The 15,705-nt window shown below is 57.8% G+C and carries 16 protein-coding genes; 4 read left to right on the top strand and 12 right to left on the bottom strand.

Translation table 11 applies throughout. From position 1 onward, the window contains the following. Nucleotides 1–9: 9 nt before the first annotated feature. The 5 genes from W822_RS32180 to W822_RS32160 all read right to left on the bottom strand — a co-directional run bounded on the left by W822_RS32180 (nucleotide 10) and on the right by W822_RS32160 (nucleotide 4,961). Complete coding sequence (locus W822_RS32180; protein WP_024004718.1) at nucleotides 10–981, bottom strand: TauD/TfdA dioxygenase family protein; 972 nt, start codon at nucleotides 979–981, stop codon at nucleotides 10–12. Between the two features lie 39 nt (nucleotides 982–1,020). Beyond that, entirely contained in the window at nucleotides 1,021–2,283 is a 1,263-nt protein-coding gene (locus W822_RS32175) for an ABC transporter substrate-binding protein (RefSeq protein WP_024004717.1), read from the bottom strand. Between the two features lie 10 nt (nucleotides 2,284–2,293). Continuing rightward, on the bottom strand, nucleotides 2,294–3,004 hold the full coding sequence (locus W822_RS32170) for an ABC transporter ATP-binding protein (protein ID WP_024004716.1): 711 nt from the start codon (nucleotides 3,002–3,004) through the stop codon (nucleotides 2,294–2,296). After that, the gene (locus W822_RS32165; protein WP_024004715.1) at nucleotides 2,994–3,914 is read right to left on the bottom strand and encodes an ABC transporter permease; all 921 of its coding nucleotides are present in this window, start codon (nucleotides 3,912–3,914) and stop codon (nucleotides 2,994–2,996) included. Before W822_RS32165 ends, W822_RS32170 begins: the two co-directional genes overlap by 11 nt. 84 nt (nucleotides 3,915–3,998) lie before the next feature. Further along, on the bottom strand, nucleotides 3,999–4,961 hold the full coding sequence (locus W822_RS32160; RefSeq protein WP_024004714.1) for a TauD/TfdA dioxygenase family protein: 963 nt from the start codon (nucleotides 4,959–4,961) through the stop codon (nucleotides 3,999–4,001). Nucleotides 4,962–5,303: 342 nt separating this feature from the next. Between W822_RS32160 and W822_RS32155 the strand changes: the two genes are divergently transcribed. Both W822_RS32155 and W822_RS32150 read left to right on the top strand, forming a co-directional pair. Next, nucleotides 5,304–6,017: a nitroreductase family protein gene (locus W822_RS32155; RefSeq protein ID WP_024004713.1), complete on the top strand. Its 714-nt coding sequence runs from the start codon at nucleotides 5,304–5,306 to the stop codon at nucleotides 6,015–6,017. Then, the gene (locus W822_RS32150; protein ID WP_051401646.1) at nucleotides 6,014–7,390 is read left to right on the top strand and encodes a CoA transferase; all 1,377 of its coding nucleotides are present in this window, start codon (nucleotides 6,014–6,016) and stop codon (nucleotides 7,388–7,390) included. The genes W822_RS32155 and W822_RS32150 overlap by 4 nt, the downstream gene beginning before the upstream one ends. A 24-nt stretch (nucleotides 7,391–7,414) precedes the next feature. Here the strand turns inward: W822_RS32150 and W822_RS32145 are convergent, their stop codons facing one another. The 3 genes from W822_RS32145 to W822_RS32135 form a co-directional block, all read right to left on the bottom strand. Continuing rightward, on the bottom strand, nucleotides 7,415–8,470 hold the full coding sequence (locus tag W822_RS32145; protein ID WP_024004711.1) for an NAD(P)H-dependent flavin oxidoreductase: 1,056 nt from the start codon (nucleotides 8,468–8,470) through the stop codon (nucleotides 7,415–7,417). Between the two features lie 130 nt (nucleotides 8,471–8,600). Then, nucleotides 8,601–10,388 carry a gamma-glutamyltransferase gene (gene ggt / locus W822_RS32140; protein WP_024004710.1) on the bottom strand — a complete coding sequence of 596 codons (1,788 nt, stop codon included), beginning with the start codon at nucleotides 10,386–10,388 and terminating at the stop codon, nucleotides 8,601–8,603. Nucleotides 10,389–10,570: 182 nt separating this feature from the next. After that, entirely contained in the window at nucleotides 10,571–10,960 is a 390-nt protein-coding gene (locus tag W822_RS32135) for an RNA-binding S4 domain-containing protein (protein WP_024004709.1), read from the bottom strand. A 185-nt stretch (nucleotides 10,961–11,145) separates the two neighbouring features. On the opposite strand from W822_RS32135, the gene W822_RS32130 reads away from it, so the two are divergent. Continuing rightward, nucleotides 11,146–11,643 carry a CreA family protein gene (locus W822_RS32130; protein ID WP_024004708.1) on the top strand — a complete coding sequence of 166 codons (498 nt, stop codon included), beginning with the start codon at nucleotides 11,146–11,148 and terminating at the stop codon, nucleotides 11,641–11,643. 10 nt (nucleotides 11,644–11,653) lie between these two features. After that, a complete protein-coding gene (locus W822_RS32125; protein WP_253272252.1) occupies nucleotides 11,654–12,472 on the top strand; it encodes a DUF3025 domain-containing protein in 819 nt (272 codons plus the stop codon). 114 nt (nucleotides 12,473–12,586) lie between these two features. Here W822_RS32125 and W822_RS32120 read toward each other — a convergent pair whose 3' ends face one another. The 4 genes from W822_RS32120 to W822_RS32105 all read right to left on the bottom strand — a co-directional run bounded on the left by W822_RS32120 (nucleotide 12,587) and on the right by W822_RS32105 (nucleotide 15,704). Then, nucleotides 12,587–13,411: a sulfite exporter TauE/SafE family protein gene (locus W822_RS32120; protein WP_024004706.1), complete on the bottom strand. Its 825-nt coding sequence runs from the start codon at nucleotides 13,409–13,411 to the stop codon at nucleotides 12,587–12,589. A 97-nt stretch (nucleotides 13,412–13,508) separates the two neighbouring features. Next, the gene (locus tag W822_RS32115) at nucleotides 13,509–14,276 is read right to left on the bottom strand and encodes an ABC transporter ATP-binding protein (RefSeq protein ID WP_024004705.1); all 768 of its coding nucleotides are present in this window, start codon (nucleotides 14,274–14,276) and stop codon (nucleotides 13,509–13,511) included. A 7-nt stretch (nucleotides 14,277–14,283) separates the two neighbouring features. Next, complete coding sequence (gene hisM / locus W822_RS32110; protein ID WP_034280076.1) at nucleotides 14,284–15,015, bottom strand: histidine ABC transporter permease HisM; 732 nt, start codon at nucleotides 15,013–15,015, stop codon at nucleotides 14,284–14,286. Beyond that, entirely contained in the window at nucleotides 15,015–15,704 is a 690-nt protein-coding gene (locus W822_RS32105; RefSeq protein WP_024004703.1) for an ABC transporter permease, read from the bottom strand. Before W822_RS32105 ends, hisM begins: the two co-directional genes overlap by 1 nt. Nucleotide 15,705: the final 1 nt, after the last annotated feature.

Raw genomic sequence — 15,705 nt, 5'->3', positions numbered from 1 at the left:
GCCTTTTCTTCAATCGGCAACATGCGCCAGTACCGGCTCGCCCTCTACGGCCACAGACTCCCGTCCGTCGACCCCAACCGGTACATCGCCCACCAGCGTCGTGCGATAAAGCTGCCGATCGAACTCGGTATCGAAAATATCGACCGGCGGCAAATGGGCGGTTGAGCGGTTGTCCCAGAAGGCAATTGAGCCGGGTTCCCATTTGAATCTGACCGTATATTCCGGACGAATCACATGTTCAAACAACAATTGCAGCAACTGCTCGCTTTCGCGTGGTGCCAGCCCTACAATATGCTTTAGAAATGAGGGGCTGACATACAGTGCCCGTTCACCCGTTTCGGGATGCACCCGCACCAGCGGGTGATGACTAACCAGCGGCCGTCTTTTGACATCATCTACAAAATCCGATTTGGCCTGTGCTCCCTCTGGCGGCGTAAACCGGTGCTCGCCGGTGAGCGTGTCGACAAATGTCCTGAGCGCAGGCGACAATCCCCGATATGCCGTGACAAGATTGGTCCATTGCGTATCTCCGGAGTATGGAGGAATCGTCACCCCACGCAAAATAGAGGCAAACGGCGGATTGACAGCGGCAGTGACATCCGTATGCCAGCCAGTCCAAGGGCGCACCAGACGCGGGCCTGCAAACCGGTTGGCCTTGCGGTTGCGTCCGACCGAGTAAATTTCGGGGTGACCCTCCACATACCCGAAAACCGGATGACCCACCGTCAGCTGTCCGAATTGCCGGCTGAAACCCACCTGCTGTTCGTGGCTGAGATACTGATTCCGAAAGAAAACCACCTTCCACTGCAAAAGCGCGGCACGAATGGCCGCCACCTGCCTGGCCGTGAGGTCAAAGCGCAAGTCAACGCCGTCGATCTGCGCGCCTATATGGGCAGTCAGAGGCGTTACGGTCAACCCGGACTCGACCGCCCTTGCACTGACCGCGTTATCCGATTCTGTTTTTTCAATTACATATGACATATCGACTCCGTTTTTTCTGTGTTTTGATGTGCACTGATTTCAGGGAACCGCAGCGGCCGCACCGGCGGTCACGACCGCCGATCCTGTACCGGGTGCGGCAGCGGATTCAGACGAGGTTGCATCAGTCCTTGCGTCATGCGAATGGATCACGGCATGACTATCGTTCTCCAGCGGCTTCGGAACAATGCCATCCAGCCGGTTCTGTTCGACCACAATGTCATTGAAACGAGTATCCAGAAACGGGGCCACCGTTACTTTTTTCTGCAACGCACCGGTTTCGTACAGACCATCAGCAATTTGCTGGTAGACCTGTTTCAGTTCACTTTGTATGGGATAGTAGGTGCCCAGCCCCGATTTATCGAACAAATACTTGCCCTGTTCGTACGTCAGCCCCTGCTGCCTGACATAGCTGGCCCGGATCCATTGTTCTGCATGGCGCTGCTGCCAGTTCAGGACCTGAACCGCGCGCCGGGTCAGATCAGCCAGCGCACGGGCTTTGGCCGGATCGTCCAGTACCGATTGCCGGGTTACGAGCACATTCAGTCCCCAGTTATGCCCCGTCCCGTCTTCCACGATGGGCGGGCTGCCCAGTCTGAACAGTTGCTGGCCCAGCACAATGGCCGCATCCACTGAACGCGAAGCAAAGGTCGGAGCAACTTCCGAACCGGCCAGGGTGACGCTCTTGATATCTTTACGGATATCCAGACCGGCTGAATGCAGAATGCCGCTCAAAATCATGTGCCTGCCTGTACCCGGCGGATAGGCAATGGTTTTGCCTGCCAGATCCTGTGCCTTTCGAATTCCGCTACCGGGCTGCGCGACCAGGAAAATATTGCCAGGACTGCCCGGATTGGCGATGGCCGCAATCACTTTGAGATCCTGCACGCCCGAAGCCAGGGCAATGGGCAACGGCGCCTCACCGATAAAGCCCACATCGACCGCGCCCGATACCAGCGCTTCGAGCACGGCAGGACCGCCGTTGAAATTGGCGAACGTCACGTTGTAAGGCGCGTTCTCTCCCAGCGCAGACAATTTCCAGGGAATTGAGAACTGGTCACTTTGTTCCGCGACAATCAGCCGCACACCGGCGGGCACGGCATCGTGCAGTTTTTTATCCAGCGAGGCCTGCTCACCCGAGACGGCCGCGGCGGCGGCGACAGAAAAGCACGTCAGCATGATCGTCGGCACAATGGATTTCAAACGGCGGCGTGCCAGTGCGTGTAAGACATGTGAGACGAAGCGGCCCCTGGAGCCGGATAACACAAACGGCATAATTCCCTCTACAAAAATCGACAAAAACATAAACAATTCATCAGGCCTGCTGGACAATGCCCAGCTCCTGCAACAGCGACGCACGCAACGCATCAAAGCGGGGGCTGTTGCGTCGTACCGGATCATCGATCGATACCGGTTCGTCAAAAGAAATGCGGCCATCGGTGAGCACCAGTACGCGATCTGCCAGCAGGATGGCTTCGTCTACGTCATGCGTCACCAGCAACACAGCAGGCCGGTGTCGCTCGTACAGATTGCGCAATAGCACATGCATGCGCAGCCGCGTCAGCGCATCCAGTGCACCAAAAGGCTCGTCAAGCAATAACAGTTGTGGGTCCCGCACCAGCGCCCGGGCCAGGGCAGCTCGTTGCGCCTCGCCACCGGACAGCGTGCGCGGCCAGGCCTGCGCATGCCGATCCAGCCCCACTTCGCTCAGGGCGCCCAGCGCCTGTTCACGGGTGGATCGGGTCTGGGGTAGCCCGACCGTCACGTTTCGCATGACCCGCTGCCAGGGGAATAGTCTGGGCTCCTGGAACACAATCGCACGCCGGGCCGGTACCCGAATCTGCCCGGTTACCTGACCATCCAGTGCACCCAGCACACGCAGAAACGTACTTTTACCCGACCCGCTGCGACCCAGCAGCGCGACAAACTCGCCCTGGCCGATTGACAGCGACAAGCCGTTCAGAACTGCGTGATTGCCGAATACCTTATTGAGCGCATGCACCCGGACCGCATCGTTATTGGCCATCGAAAACCCTCCGCCACTGCAACAGCCTTGATTCCAGATATCTGACCAGACTTAGAGACAACAGCCCCAGAATCGCATAGCTCGCCAGCAACACAAAAATAATATCGATCCTGAAATACTCACGTGCATCAGACATCATGCGTCCCAGTCCGAGCGGCGCGTTAATGGTTTCGGCAAAAATCAGGGCCAGCCAGGCGCTGGTCAGCGCAATCCTCAGCCCGACCAGGAAGCCGGGCAACGCACCCGGCAGAATGACAGTCGTGATTAACTCACGGCGCTTGACACCAAACGTTGTGGCCGCTTCAATCAGCGAGGCATCGACATTGCGAATAGCGCTGTAGGTGTTGATGTAAATGGCCACCAGCACACCCAGCGAGATCAGAATAATTTTCGAGTCTTCGCCGATACCAAACCAGGCGATCAGCACCGGCAGCAGCGCAAAATTTGGGACGGCGCGCAGAATTTCCATATTGGCATCCACGATGTTTTCGCCGGCGCGCGACAGGCCACTGGCAATGGCGCCGGTCAGCCCGATACCCAGTCCCAGCGCCAGGCCGGCCAGCACCCGCTGTAGCGACGCCCACAAATGGGTCTGCAACTCGCCCGAGGCCAGCAACGTCCAGGCCGTGTGAATCACCGTCCACGGCGCCGGTGTGGTGCGCTGGTCAAAAATCTCCAAGGTGCTAAGCAACTGCCAGCCAGCCAGCAACAACACGGGACCCAACAGACGCTGAACCGAGCGCGGCAGTCGGCTCTGGGGCCGGCGCACTTGCGCGATGACAGTTGGATCCACCAGCTCTGCCGGCACGGACGGGCTCGATATGTAAGTCGGCGCGCGTTCAGAGCGATGCAGCAATTCATTTGGAAAATCGGGCAACGACGATACGATGCCTGAGGACGGGGAAACCATAGGACTCACTTTGACTTGATTGAGAAAGGCGCGTCAGTGATGCCGCCGCCAGGGGGCATCACTGTATTGAACAGTGCAAACCGTTTACGCCGCCAAAAAAGGCTCGCCCTCGATGGATGTCGAGCGCAGGCCGTCAGGCCCGATCGGGATATCACCGACCAGGGTGATGCGATGTAGGATACGCTGCACGTCCAGATGTTCGAAATCCCGCGGCGCCAGATGCAGTACCGCGCGGTTATCCCAGAACGCGATGGAACCCGGTTCCCAGCGGAAGCGGTCGGTGTACACCGGGTTGGCCAGATGTTCGAACAGCAGATCCAGAATATGACGGCTTTCTCTTGGAGAGACACCGACAATTTGCCGCGTAAACGATGGATTGACATAAATGACTTTCTCGCCGGTGTCCGGGTGCAGGCGCACGACCGGATGAATCGAGGCCAGGGGTTTATTGCGTACCCATTCGCCGATCTTTTCATTACTGCGTTCTGCACTCTGGCTGGAGCCGAACCGGTGCTCGGCACGCAAATGGTCAATCAGATCCCGAACCGGCCGGGACAGGCCGCGGTAGGCTGCGGCGACATTGGTGAAATGGGTATCTCCGCTGAAATCAGGTACGGTTTCTGCGCGCAGAATAGAGTAGGCGGGCGGATTGATCAATGGCGTAACATCGGCGTGCCAGCCCGGACCATTGCTGCCTTCCTGCTTGCGATAATGCTCGCCATAGCGCTTGCGGTACGCATCGGGTGAGACCGTATGAATTTCCGGAAACCCGGTGGGCGCACCGTCGCCTTCGTAAGGATGACCGGGCGTGACGTCGCCGAACTGGCGGCCGAACGCGATATGCTGGGCGTGGTTCAGATGCTGGTCGCGAAAGTACACCACGCCCCATTTGTTCAGTGCACCACGGATGGTTGCTATCTGATCGGTCGAGAGCGGTTTGGTCAGATTGACGCCGGTGACCAGCGCACCGGTATAGCCTGACTGAGGCTGAATCCGGATCTGCTGCTCGACGGGAAGCTCCCGCACTTTCAATGCTGTCGTGCTCATAGAATGAATCCTTTTGGTGATTGATCGGCTTTCCGGTGATATTTCAATTGCAATATTCATGGAAACGTTGCAATCACCGTGATTCAAAGTCTACGGATGCAGCTTTAAATAGGGAACGTTTTTTTTGCGATAAGATAAGACGCGATTCGCATTAGAATTTTCGGTCATTTTCAAATGCCCCGGTGTAGCTTACCCATGCCTCACAGGTCATTATCATGCATCATGACGCCGGCAAAGGCATCTTGCCCGGTCATAAAAAATGGTAAAGTGAAGTGACTGTCAGTAGCCATTGTGGCAGTGGCCTATTTCACCTGCTATTGCGATCAACCAACCGGACTTCGTATGAACAATCGAGATCCCCTTCCAGACAATGAAACCCTGCAGGCCATTCTGAGTCGCAAAAGCGTTCGCGGCTTTTTGTCCGACCCGGTCGACCCCGGTGATATCCGCCGCATTTTGCATGCAGCTGCGCGCGCGCCAAGCGGCAGCAATATCCAGCCCTGGAAAGTACATGTGGTCTCGGGCGCCATCCGGGACCGGCTATCGCAGGCGCTGCTGCAAGCCCATGAGCGCGGCGAACCGGAGCATCGCGAGTATCAGTACTATCCTGTCAAATGGCGGGAACCTTATCTTGCGCGCCGCCGTGAAACGGGCTGGTCCCTGTACAACACACTGGGCATTACACGGGACGACAAGGCCGGCATGAAACGCCAGCATGGCCGCAATTTTGCTTTTTTCGATGCGCCGGTGGTGCTGTTCATTACCCTGGACAATGATATGGAGACCGGCACCTGGATGGATACCGGCATGTTCATCCAGAGCATCATGATCGCCGCCCGCTCGCTCGGACTGCACACCTGTCCCCAGGCAGCGCTGTGCAATTATCCTGATATTGTCCGGCAACACCTGAAGATCGCCGACGACCAGATTATTGCCTGCGGCATTTCACTGGGCTATGAGGACGTCAGCCACCCGGCGAACCAGTTTTCGACCAGTCGTATCGGCATTGACGAATTTACGGTGTTTCATACGGCTTTGGACGGAGAAGCATCGTGACGCGCCGGCCATCTGCACCAACATCACGGGTCTCCAATCGCCTGCTGGCGGATGTCCTGCCTGTACTGCAATTGTCGCCACACGATGTAGAAGCTCATCTGCAGCTGGGCCAGGGCAATTTTCTACCATCCAATCTGCAAGTCAGTGAACTGGCTTGCGGCGCCGTGGCCGCCGCCGCACTCGCCGCCGCCGATCTGCGGCAGGCTCGCAAGGCAATAGTCGAGCCGGCACAGGTATCGGTTGCCTTTCGCAACGACCAGTTGCAGACCATAGATGGCGAACACGCTGCCGTTTTCAAATCGCATTCAGGATTCTTCCGAACCCGTGACGGCTGGGTCAGGCTTCACGGCAACTATCCCCATCACCGGCAACGCCTGCTTGACGCACTCGGCCTGCCCGATGACGCCACGCGCGAGCAGCTGGCCGACACACTGACACAGGCGCAGGCCGGCGACGTTGAAGACACGGTCACTGCGGCAAAGGGAATTGCCGTTCGCGTCCGGGACGCCGCGCAATGGCAGCAGTCGCCACAGGCGCGGGCAGCAGCCGCCATCCCCCTGCTTGCCATCGACAATATCGCTCCACATGTGCCTGCGCCACTGCGTGCGTCAGAAGGCGCCCCGCGTGTACTGGACCTGACCCGCGTGATTGCCGGGCCCGTGGCAACCCGCACGCTGGGCTACCTCGGCTGCGATGTGCTGCGGATCGATAACCCGGCCATGCCCGAACTGCCGGTGCAACATGTCGATACGGGTGCCGACAAGCGCTCGGCATTGCTTGACCTGCGAGAGCCCGAATCGCTGCATCGCTTGCACGAACTGCTGGCCACCGCAGATGTAGTGGTGACCGGTTATCGCCCCCAGGCGCTGGCTGCTTTCGGACTGGACAGCGCCACGCTTGCCCGCGATTATCCGCATCTGATTCACGCCACGCTGTCTGCATGGACGTTTGCTGGCCCCTGGGGAGACCGGCGTGGCTTTGACAGTATTGTTCAGGCCGCCACCGGTATCGGCATGCTCGAGTCAAAGGACGGTTTCACGCCCGGCGCCCTGCCGGCGCAGACGCTGGATCATGCCACGGGGTATCTGCTGGCGGCAGGGATTTTGCGCGCGCTCAAATGGCGCAGCGAGGTGGGCGGAACCTGGCGTATCCAGGCTCATCTGCTGGCCACAGCCCACTGGCTGCTGAATCAGGGACCTGCGGCGGATCGAGGCACCGCGCTGACCGATGTGTCAGCCTGGCAGACCAGCCAGCCCAGCCCGTCCGGAATTGTAGTGCAATCGCGCCCCGCCTTCAGCCTGGACAGTCATACCCAATTCTCGGCTGTAGGCGGTTTGTGGGGCAGTGATGATCCATCATGGCGGGCGGGCTGACTGAACGGGCAGACGCGTACCAGCCTACCAGCCCGCTTCTTTCACCAGCGTCTGCACCATATCGGCTGCCGACATGGGACGAGCGAGCGCGGCTGCCTGCCCCGCCCATTGCGCGGCAAAATCAAAATTGCCTTTGGCGCTGGCAGCCGCGTTCAGCGCTTTGGCCGCGTCATAGGTCATTGAATAGCCAGGGGTTGGCGGGCGCGCACCTGCAGGCTCATCAATATACAGTCGATTGCGCAACCCACGCGCCGCACGACCAGACAACGTGGTGGTCACGCGCGTCTCATATGCACGCTCACTTTGCAGTGCCTCGCGATAAGCCGCATTGGCAGCCGATTCCGGGCACAGCACAAACGCCGTGCCACACTGAACTCCCGCGGCACCCAGGGCCAGCGCTGCCTTGATCGCGGCGCCGTCCATAATGCCACCGGCAGCCACCACGGGCAATGACGATTGTGTTGCCAGCATATGCACCAGGGCAAAGGTACCATACTGGGCATCGCCGTTTTCCGGATCGAACACACCACGATGCCCACCGGCCTCGTAGCCCTGGGCAACCAGGACATCGATACCCGCAGCTTCAATCTGTTTGGCCTCGGCCGGCGTGGTTGCGCTGGCCATCAGCACGATCCCGGCGTTCTGTAAGGCCTTTATGTAATCAGCTGAAGGCAGCCCGAAATGAAAACTGACCACGGCCGGACGCGTCTCCAGAACCAGTTGCAGCATGTCGTCATAACCGGGGAATGGTCGGTAAATGTCCTGTAAATCGGCCGGCGGCGTGGCGCCAAACTCTTCGAACATCGGATGCAGATGCGCCAGCCAGGCCTGATTGGCTGCCTGGTCAGGCACGGTGGGTTTATGACAGAAGAAATTGATATTAACCGGCTTGCGCGTCAGACGCTGAACTTCTTCAATCATGCTGCGAGCCTGATCCAGCGAAGCCGATGCCAGACCCAGCGATCCCAGCCCACCGGCTTCGGATACAGCGGCAGCCAGCGCCGGCGTGGAGACGCCCGCCATAGGTGCCTGGATCAGGGGATATTTGATATTCAATAATTGATTGAGTGACTGGTACATGCCCTTCCTTTCTTGTGTAACTGTTCTGACGCCAACAAACAAAAAAACGGTGCGGCAATTATCCGGCACCGTTTTCAGAGAATCAATCTGCCTCGCGCAGACCGCGACGCACCGTAGCTGGCGCTCCCGCTCAGAATCCGACCGTGACCCCGTCCGGGTTACGCGGATCCGAGAAGCCGTACATCATATTATCGCGAATCTGAATAGTCTGGGTCCGTCCCATCGTCGGTTTGATCACCACCTTGTAACCCTGTTTTTTAAGCAGATCGATCGTGTCGGGACTGAAACCGGGCTCCAGACGCAGTTCGTCGGGCAGCCATTGATGATGAAAGCGCGGCAATGCAGCAGCCACCGCCGGGTTCATGCCGAAATCAATACTATTGATCAGGGTCTGCAATACGGTTGTGATAATGCGTGCACCGCCGGGGCTGCCGGTGACCAGCCACGGCTTGTTGTCTTTGAGCACCATGGTCGGCGTCATGGACGACAGCGGTCGTTTGCCGGGCTCGATGGCGTTGGCATCGCCCCCGATCAGGCCAAAGGCATTGGGCACGCCGGGTTTGGCCGAAAAGTCGTCCATTTCATTGTTCAGCAGAATACCGGTGTTGCCAGCGACAATGCCGCTACCGAAATTCAGGTTCAGCGTGTAAGTCACGGCAACGGCATTGCCATCCTTGTCCACGACAGAATAATGGGTGGTCTGGTCACTTTCATATTTTTGCGGACCGCCGGGCTTGATATCCTTTGCAGGAGTGACTTTGTCTTCACCTACCAGCCGCGCCAGATCGTCGGCATATGATTTGGCGATCAGTCCCTTTTGCGGTACTTTCACAAAGTCGGTATCGCCCAGATATTCAGACCGGTCGGCATAGGCGCGCTTCATGGTTTCGGCCACTAGGCGAATGGTCTTGGCACTGTTGGGACCGGTTTCATTCAGCGGGAAGTGCTCCAGTACATTCAGCATCTGAATGATATGGATACCGCCCGAGCTTGGCGGCGGCATGGACACCACCTGATAGCCGCGGTACTCGCCCGTGACCGGTTCACGCTCAACCACTTTATAGTTGGCCAGGTCTTCCTTGCTGATGAGGCCCTGATGCTTGCTCATTTCCTGCACGATCTGGTCGGCGATGGCACCTTTGTAGAATGCATCGCTACCCTGCTCTGCAATCATTTTCATGGAGGCGGCAAGGTCTTTCATAACCAGCGGGTCGCCGGCCTTAAGCGGCTCGCCGTCTTTGAAAAAAACGGCCTTGGTCGTGTCCCATTTACCCAGATTATCCTTCTCGACCTCCAGCGCCTCGGCCAGCGTCGGGCTGACCGCATAGCCTTTTTCAGCCAGCGCGATAGCCGGCTGGATCACGTCGGCCAGCGACATGGTGCCCCATTTTTTAAGGGCATGTTCCATTCCCTTGACCGTGCCGGGCACACCAACAGCAAAGTGTGTGTACAGGGACTTGTTGTTGATGACCTGACCCTTGTCATCCAGATACATGTCGCGGCCTGCCTTGGCCGGCGCCATTTCACGAAAATCCAGGGCAATGGTTTTGCCGGACTTGGCATCATGCACCATCATGAAACCGCCACCGCCCAGGTTACCCGCGTTGGGCAATGCCACGGCCAGCGCAAAGCCGACGGCCACGGCGGCATCAACGGCGTTGCCGCCTTTTTTGAGAATTTCCAGACCAATATCCGACGCCAGTCGCTGCTCGGATGCCACCATGCCGTTTTTGGCAATGACCGGATGGAAAATATCCATGTCATAGTCATATTTGATGGTCGGTGGCGCCGGCAGATTGACTGTACGTGCTGCGGCAGGCTGCTCCTGGCCGATCGCGGTGCCCGCGCCCAGCGCCAGGGACAGGCTGATGAAGATCGCCGACAATGAAAGCCGACCCGGTTTCGTATTGAACAACATGTCTGTGCTCCTCTGTTCTTGAGTATCTATCCTGTACAGCCGGTCAAACCCGTCTTGCACGGGCTGTGCGACACATGAATGAACCCGATTGTAAAATCATCCCGCACAAATTGATAGATGGGAATACCGCTGTTTAACCGCTACTTACAATCTGCCGGCCTTGCCTCTGCAAAAAGGCCATCTTAGCCGTCAAATCCTTTTTTGACCTGCTCCAGATGGCGGCGATCGCGTTTGGTGGGCCGTCCCTGGATAATGCTGAGTGCCGGTTCGCTGGCCAGGCGCCGGTTTTCCTGCGCGGCTTCACGGGCCACGCGACTTTCTTCGGTTTCTTCGTATAGCGTACGGGCAACCGGCGCCGGTCCGCGGACTGCGGACAGCGCCAGCACCTGGATAATCGTGGTGGTCTGATCGCGCCTGACCGATACCCGATCGCCCACGGCGACTTCGCGCGCGGGCTTGGCCGGCTGGTCATTGACAAGCACCCTGCCCTTGCCGATTTCCGTGGCTGCGAGCGAGCGCGTTTTATAAAAACGCGCCGCCCAGAGCCATTTATCAATTCGTAGTTTGTCCATAAGAATGATCTTTATGCGATTGCCGATCCCAATCTGGATATGATTGCCGATCCATTGTAGTCGTATTTTCCGGCCACTGCGCCTACGCAGGTCGTACCGCGATGGTACCGGGCCGCAAGTGGTGCACCGGGCATGCAATTGCGTGTACACTCTTTGCCGACATCCACCTTATTTCCGCATTCATCATGAAACGATTCTTTCAAGCTCTGTGTGCCTGCCTCGCGCTCCTTGCCATCACTCATCCGGTTACCGCAAGTGCCGACGAAATCGGCTGCGTCAGCACGACCTGGCGTATCGTAAACAATGACAAGGTCTGCGTACAGTCTTTTCAGGACCCGCAAATAGAAGGCGTCACCTGCCATCTGTCATACGCCAAGACCGGCGGTGTATCGGGCGCATTGGGACTAGCTGAAAACCCTTCGCGCTTTGCGCTGTCCTGCCGCCAGGTCGGACCCTTGAAGGCGGCAAAGCCGGTACGCAAAGTCCAGGAGGACGTTTTTACGCAGCGCATGAGTTTTCTTTTCAAGGGTCTGAATGTATCCCGTCTGGTCGATACGGCCAACAATTCGCTGATTTATCTTGTGGTCAGTGAAAAACTCATTGACGGTTCTCCGTACAACAGCATTTCGGTCGTGCCGCTTATGCCCTGGGGCGATGTCGAACCCGCCATCACGTTTAAATAAAGCCTTGCGCGTGCAACTGAATGCATCGCTGAACCCCATGATTGTTGATGTGTTATCTACGCTGGATCTGGCACGTCCGTGGTGGGACCCGCTAAAAAACTGGCTCCCGGGTGGGGAGCGCTGGCAGCAGGCGCTGCCGATGTCCGCTTGCGGCCTGGATGCCTCTGCGACAACGGTAGCCGATCTGCTGAACGCGCTGGCCCCGGCCGCGTGTCCTGTCCGTTTTGTTCCTCAATCGGCCTTGCCTGCCGGGGTGGCCTATGAACAGTTTATCGGCCAGACCGGCTTGTGCCCCACCCGTGACAACGAACACGATTTTTTCAACGGCCTGTGCTGGTTTCGGTTTCCTGAAGTCAAGTCGGTATTCAATCGCATCCAGTCGCAACAGATTGCGCGCCAGGGCGTGGGTCAGCGCCGGGGAATAATTCGGGATACGATTACGCTGCTGGATGAGGGCGGCCTGTTTCTGCTCGCACCACCGCCCTTGTGGGAGGCGATTGCCGAACGAGACTGGCAACGCGCTTTCGTTCACGAGCGAACCTTGTGGGCCCAGGCACACGTCGCCCCCATCGGTCACGCCCTGCTGGAAAAATGCGCCAGGCCGTACAAGGCGTTGACCGCCAATGTGATACGCGTCCCCGAGGGTACTGGTGCCGACGAAGTGGATCATGTCATGGCACAAGTGCTGGCGGACATGTTGTCACCGGGCCAGTTGCAGGCCAAGCCGCATTGCCCCTTGCCGGTCATGGGTATTCCAGGCTGGGACCCCGCCAACGAAGATCCGGTTTTTTATGAAGACGCCCGGGTGTTCAGCCCGCCCCGCCGCTAAGAGAGTGGCAGGATTGCTTCCCATTTGTCTATCTTATGATACGGCCGGGCCGGTACCACGACGACCGCAGCGGGTGTCGCGACTGGTATGCGCAGTCGCACAGACATGCTGTGATCAGGCAAACAGACCAAACTGCTGAATCGCCTTGAACAACATGAATGCAGCCAGTACGAACAGCAAACCGGCAAACACCTTGCGCAGTTTATCCACTGGCAGCGTGTGCGCCATACGCGCACCGAAGGGCGCCATCAACACGCTCATGACGACCAGCAGTATCAGCGCAGGCCAGTAAATGTATCCCAGCATTCCGTCGTGCACACCCACTTCCCGGATTCCGGACAGGATGTAACCCACGCTATTGGACAATGCAATGGGAAAACCCAGTGCTGCAGACGTGGCCACCGCATTGCGCAAGGGCACATTGCACCAGACCATGAACGGCACCGACAGAAAACCACCACCCGCACCCACCAGGCCGGAAATAAACCCGATTCCTGTTCCCGCCGCGGTCCGCCCGACCATGCCGGGCAGTTGCCGGGACGGCTTGGGTTTTTTGTTGCGCAACATATTAAAACCGGAGTAACCGACAAACAGCGCAAAAAAGAGCGACAGGGCTGCGCCATGCAAATAGGCGAAAACCGCACCACCGGATAACAGCCCCCCCAGCAAAATGCCCGGCGCCAGGGTAAAGACCACCGACCAGAGCACGGCGCCCTGGCGATGATGGGCGCGCATGCTGGACAAAGAAGTGAAAAGAATCATGCCCATGCTGGTGGCAATGGCCGAATGCACAGCAAGATCGGGGGACATGAGGGTTGCGCCAAACAGCAAGGTGAGAAACGGCACCAGCACCATTCCACCACCCACGCCAAGCAGGCCGGCCATAAAGCCACCGAAAGCGCCCAGGCAGAGCAAGGCGATAATCGTCAGTACACCCACGGGCATTCTCCAGTCTGGCGCAGCAACTCACAGATGAGGGCAACCGTAACGACGCCAGTCAGGACGGGTGGCTGAGCCAGGGCACGATCCCCCGGCATTACTTCAGGTTTCCGGACAGGAACTGTTGCAGGCGCGGACTGCGTGTGTTGCCAAATACCTCTTGAGGCGGTCCTTCCTCTTCCACTGTGCCCTGATGCAGGAACATGACATGGCTGGCCAGATTGCGGGCAAAGCCCATTTCGTGGGTAACCACGATCATGGTGCGCCCCTCTTCGGCCAGTTTTTGCATGACGCGCAAGACTTCACCCACCAGTTCGGGATCGAGTGCCGAGGTGGGCTCATCGAACAGCATGACTTCGGGCTCCATGGCCAGCGCCCGGGCAATGGCCACGCGCTGCTGCTGTCCGCCAGACATTTGGGACGGGTACTGGCTCTCTACGGCGGCAGGCAATCCGACCTTGTTCAGGTACTGGCGTGCGCGTTCAATGGCTTCTGCCTTCGGCACACCCAGCACATGAATTGGCGCCTCGATAATGTTTTCCAGTGCGGTCATGTGCGCCCACAAGTTAAAGTGCTGAAACACCATGGCCAGCTTGGTGCGAAAGACCTGCAGGCGCTTTTCGTCGGACACGCGCAGGCGTCCCTTGGCATCCTTGGCGACGGTCAGTGTTTCGCCGTCGAGGGAAACGGTGCCGCTATTGGGTTGCTCCAGGAAATTGATGCAACGCAAAAACGTGCTCTTCCCGGACCCGCTGGAGCCGATCATGGCGATCACGTCGCCCGCCTTGGCCTGCAGCGATACACCCTTCAATACTTCGTTTTGTCCATAAGACTTATGGATGCCCTGAACATCAAGTTTAAACATAACAATCCTAGTGTTGGCTGTGGCCCAAAAAGCCCAGCGTTCTTTTCTCAAGCCTGCGGAACAGCGCAACGAGAATAAATGAAACGCCCATATACAAAATGGCGGCAGCGCCATAGGAGGCAAACGTCAGATAAGTGGCGGCGTTGGCATCGCGCGCGACCTTCAGAATATCCGGCACTGTCGCGGTAAAGGCCAGCGACGTGGCATGCAACATCAGAATGACTTCGTTGCTGTAGGCCGGTAACGCACGCCGCAACGCAGAAGGCAGAATAATACGTGTATACATTTTATACCGGCTCATGCCAAATGCGCGCGCGGCATCCAGTTCACCGTGTGCCGTATTTTTAATGAATCCGGCGAATATTTCCGTGGTGTAGGCCAGCGTATTGAGCATTAACGCAAGCACGAGGCAGTTGTAGCCACTCATGAAGAAGGTCTGCAGCGCCGGCGTCTCGCGCACGAACTCAAGACCGATCACTCCGCTATAGATCAGTAAAATCTGCACATACAGCGGTGTGCCCCGGAATATATAACTGAAAAACCAGATGGGCCACGCAAGCAAACGGTTTTTGGAGACCCGGCCCACGGACAGGGGAATGGCCAGCACCAACCCCAGGACCAGCGCCAGCACCAGCACCCAAAGGGTGACGGCCAGACCTGAAAATTCAGTCCCGTCCCAGAACAGCAGCGGTTTCCAATAGTCGTTCAGGATGGTCAGAAAATTGTTGAACGATTCGATCACAATTGGGCCTCCCGTACACCCACAGCATACTTGCGTTGCAGCAGCGAGAGGACAATATTGGACACCGTGGTCAGCACAAGATAAATGAACCCCGCCACGCAAATGAACAGAAACATGGACGAAGTGGCACGACCTGCGCTTTGGGTCACCTGCACCAGATCGGTCAGACCGATAATGGAGACCAAGGCGGTCGCCTTGAGCACCACCTGCCAGTTATTGCCAATACCGGGCAACGCAAAACGCATCATTTGCGGAAAGAGCACGCGCCGGAACACCTGACCGCGGCGCATGCCATAGGCGCGCGCCGCTTCCAGCTGGCCACGCGGGACCGAGATGAATGCGCCCCGGAAAGTCTCGGCAAAATAGGCACCGTAGATAAAACCGATAGTCAGTACACCCGCATAAAACGGTTCGATCTCGATGACCTGCATGCCCAGCATATCGGTCAGTTCGTTCAGGCCCATCTGGATACTGAAGAAGATCAGCAACATCAGCACCAGATCGGGCACGCCTCGTATGAGTGTTGTATAAACCTGGGCGATACCACGCAGCAGGCCGTTGCCGGACAGCTTGGCGCTGGCGCCGATCAGGCCCAGCACAAACGCCACCAGCAACGACAGTAAAGACAGCTTGATGGTTTCCCAGGTTCCACTCAAAATCTGGGCGCCATAACCATGCAAAAACATC

Origin of the sequence: Advenella kashmirensis W13003 (genome assembly GCF_000506985.1) — a bacterium.
In the GTDB taxonomy this organism is placed as follows: Bacteria; Pseudomonadota; Gammaproteobacteria; order Burkholderiales; family Burkholderiaceae_B; genus Advenella; species Advenella kashmirensis_A.
Note: the sequence above shows the minus strand (reverse complement) of the source record. Positions and strands in the feature narration are given on the sequence as shown.

What these genes read in the sequence shown, in the direction of transcription:
- W822_RS32145 (WP_024004711.1), bottom strand. Translation starts at nt 8,470, where the DNA reads ATGTACCAGTCACTCAATCAATTATTGAATATCAAATATCCCCTGATC.
- W822_RS32155 (WP_024004713.1), top strand. Translation starts at nt 5,304, where the DNA reads ATGAACAATCGAGATCCCCTTCCAGACAATGAAACCCTGCAGGCCATT.
- W822_RS32105 (WP_024004703.1), bottom strand. Translation starts at nt 15,704, where the DNA reads ATGTTTTTGCATGGTTATGGCGCCCAGATTTTGAGTGGAACCTGGGAA.
- W822_RS32175 (WP_024004717.1), bottom strand. Translation starts at nt 2,283, where the DNA reads ATGTTTTTGTCGATTTTTGTAGAGGGAATTATGCCGTTTGTGTTATCC.
- W822_RS32165 (WP_024004715.1), bottom strand. Translation starts at nt 3,914, where the DNA reads ATGGTTTCCCCGTCCTCAGGCATCGTATCGTCGTTGCCCGATTTTCCA.
- W822_RS32135 (WP_024004709.1), bottom strand. Translation starts at nt 10,960, where the DNA reads ATGGACAAACTACGAATTGATAAATGGCTCTGGGCGGCGCGTTTTTAT.
- W822_RS32180 (WP_024004718.1), bottom strand. Translation starts at nt 981, where the DNA reads ATGTCATATGTAATTGAAAAAACAGAATCGGATAACGCGGTCAGTGCA.
- ggt (WP_024004710.1), bottom strand. Translation starts at nt 10,388, where the DNA reads ATGTTGTTCAATACGAAACCGGGTCGGCTTTCATTGTCGGCGATCTTC.
- W822_RS32130 (WP_024004708.1), top strand. Translation starts at nt 11,146, where the DNA reads ATGAAACGATTCTTTCAAGCTCTGTGTGCCTGCCTCGCGCTCCTTGCC.
- W822_RS32115 (WP_024004705.1), bottom strand. Translation starts at nt 14,276, where the DNA reads ATGTTTAAACTTGATGTTCAGGGCATCCATAAGTCTTATGGACAAAAC.
- W822_RS32160 (WP_024004714.1), bottom strand. Translation starts at nt 4,961, where the DNA reads ATGAGCACGACAGCATTGAAAGTGCGGGAGCTTCCCGTCGAGCAGCAG.
- W822_RS32170 (WP_024004716.1), bottom strand. Translation starts at nt 3,004, where the DNA reads ATGGCCAATAACGATGCGGTCCGGGTGCATGCGCTCAATAAGGTATTC.